This window comes from Cochleicola gelatinilyticus (assembly GCF_001637325.1).
Lineage (GTDB): Bacteria > Bacteroidota > Bacteroidia > Flavobacteriales > Flavobacteriaceae > Cochleicola > Cochleicola gelatinilyticus.
Genome location: NZ_LRXL01000041.1, coordinates 1 through 2,044 on the forward strand (window position 1 = coordinate 1; position 2,044 = coordinate 2,044).

Consider the following 2,044-nt stretch of genomic DNA (forward strand, 5'->3'; position numbering starts at 1 on the left):
CTTATAACAACGCATAAAAACAATAAGCGCACTTCTGAATTCCTTCGGAATTCAATAGTTCTTAGTATCTTTAGAATTAATTCGAACAGTCGGTCCGTTTTGCAGCTTACTGTTCTTATGCAAACCGTTAGCAAACAGTTAAATCGAAATCAAGAACGTGCAGAAATCGATTAAAGTTTATTGATATTTAAGCGCTAAAAAAAGTAAAAAGAAAATAAATTTTACAATCCAGATTGGAAGAAAAGAATACTCAGAAATCTTCACTCAACTGGATAAATAATGAAATTTCAAATATGAATGAAAATAATCAGTTGAATTGACGCACACTAAAATAATAATCGGAATAGGAGTTCTTATCGGGCTTCTATTATTTAATAAGACTAAACCGAATTTCTTAAAATTAATATTAGTTGGACTTTCAATTTGTTTTACACTTGGTTATTTTATGGAATTTCCAATTGGAACTGTTGCATTTATGTCATTCGGAATTTTGGCATTAGTTTTTTCGATTTGGTGCGTAATGAATAAAAATATAATAAGTTTCTTAATCGGAATTTTTACCTTTTTATCATTTGTCTGGACTTTGTTTGACTATCAATTTTGGAACCTATTACAATTTCTAATGATAATCCCATTATTCTGTTACATTTGGACTTTAATAAAATATCCAAATTATAAAAAAGAATTGTCTGTTTTAACGATACTTGCTAGTTATGAACTATCAGAATTTTTAATAATAATCGGAACTTGGATAAAATAAAACCGTTTGCTAACAACGTATATAACTCATAGCTAGGCAATCATTTAATCAAAAGGTTCGGCGTATTTGGGAAACCGCCAAATTTTTAAATTTGGCTTTTGTACGGAAAATTAAAATCAAAAAGTAAAAATTTCTGCTCGTGCTAATTCTAAAAGTCTGTATCTTTTAACACGCTACGAGTCATATACAAACCGTTGTGCTGCATACTTGAATTCAACTAATCATTAAAAAATATAACTATGAAATTTACTTGTGAAAAATGCTCAAAAGAAACCGAGTTTAATAAATCTGATTATATAGGTTCTGGAAAAAATCAAAACTTTAATCCAATAATTAAATGGGAAACCTTTAATTCACCTATAATGAAAAAAAAAGAAGTAATTATTAAATGTAGTAACTGTCAAGAAAAAAATAACATTACGATTTCTTATTATGAAAAGTGAAGATGTAAATGAAGAACCAACCAATGAAACGGTGGAAGAAAATGAAGAAGAAGTTTTGGCTGGAAGATTAGTTTCGGAGGAAGATAAATTTCATCTTGAATGGGCGAGAGAAAGCATAAAGGAAAACATAAAACTCGCAAATGATATTTTGAGACAACTAATTACATTATGCACTGCCTCATTAGGAATTAGTTTAATATTTGAAAATATTCTATCAAATGAAATTTTTAAAATAATTACAATATTGTTTTTCTTTTTAGCACTGGTAATTGCTTTATTAGGAATTTTACCCTATGAAAAAACTATTGATACCTCAAGTCCTAGCGAGGTGAAAACATTTCATAATAATGCTTTAAAGCATAAGCTAAAATACGTTTGGACATCAGGTGTTGCGTTAGTAATAGGATTTGCAATAATTATTGCAGAACTAATAGTCAAATTTTTATAGAATCGTACGACAGCACAACACCGTATAAAATTAATGGCTAGTGCGAGCCTACTTACGAAAATCCTCGCGGATTTTCTATTCGGTTTGTATTTGCTAAATTAGTTGCTTAAACCACGCAACTAATCTTATACAAAACCGTTATGCACGATGGCTCCCGTGACGCAGAATTCTCCAAACATTTCGCAACTGAAACTAAAAAATTATACTGAACTGTAAAGCCGCACGCAATCTGAACGCCAAATAAAACTTCTGACTTAAAATCGTTCGCAGCGAAACCGAAGCGGAAACTTAATGGATACAACATGTCTTATAAAACTGATTGGACAGTACTTTTAATTCAATTGTCGGATTACTGAAAACGGGAAATGTTGAGAGAGTTATTTAGTTTTATAA

At 30.0% G+C, this 2,044-nt stretch carries 1 protein-coding gene; it reads left to right on the forward strand.

The window, feature by feature from the left end:
- The first annotated feature begins 1,192 nt into the window (after positions 1-1,192).
- Positions 1,193-1,651, forward strand: a complete 459-nt coding sequence (locus ULVI_RS10570) for a hypothetical protein (RefSeq protein ID WP_068592612.1) — start codon at positions 1,193-1,195, stop codon at positions 1,649-1,651.
- Positions 1,652-2,044 lie beyond the last annotated feature (393 nt).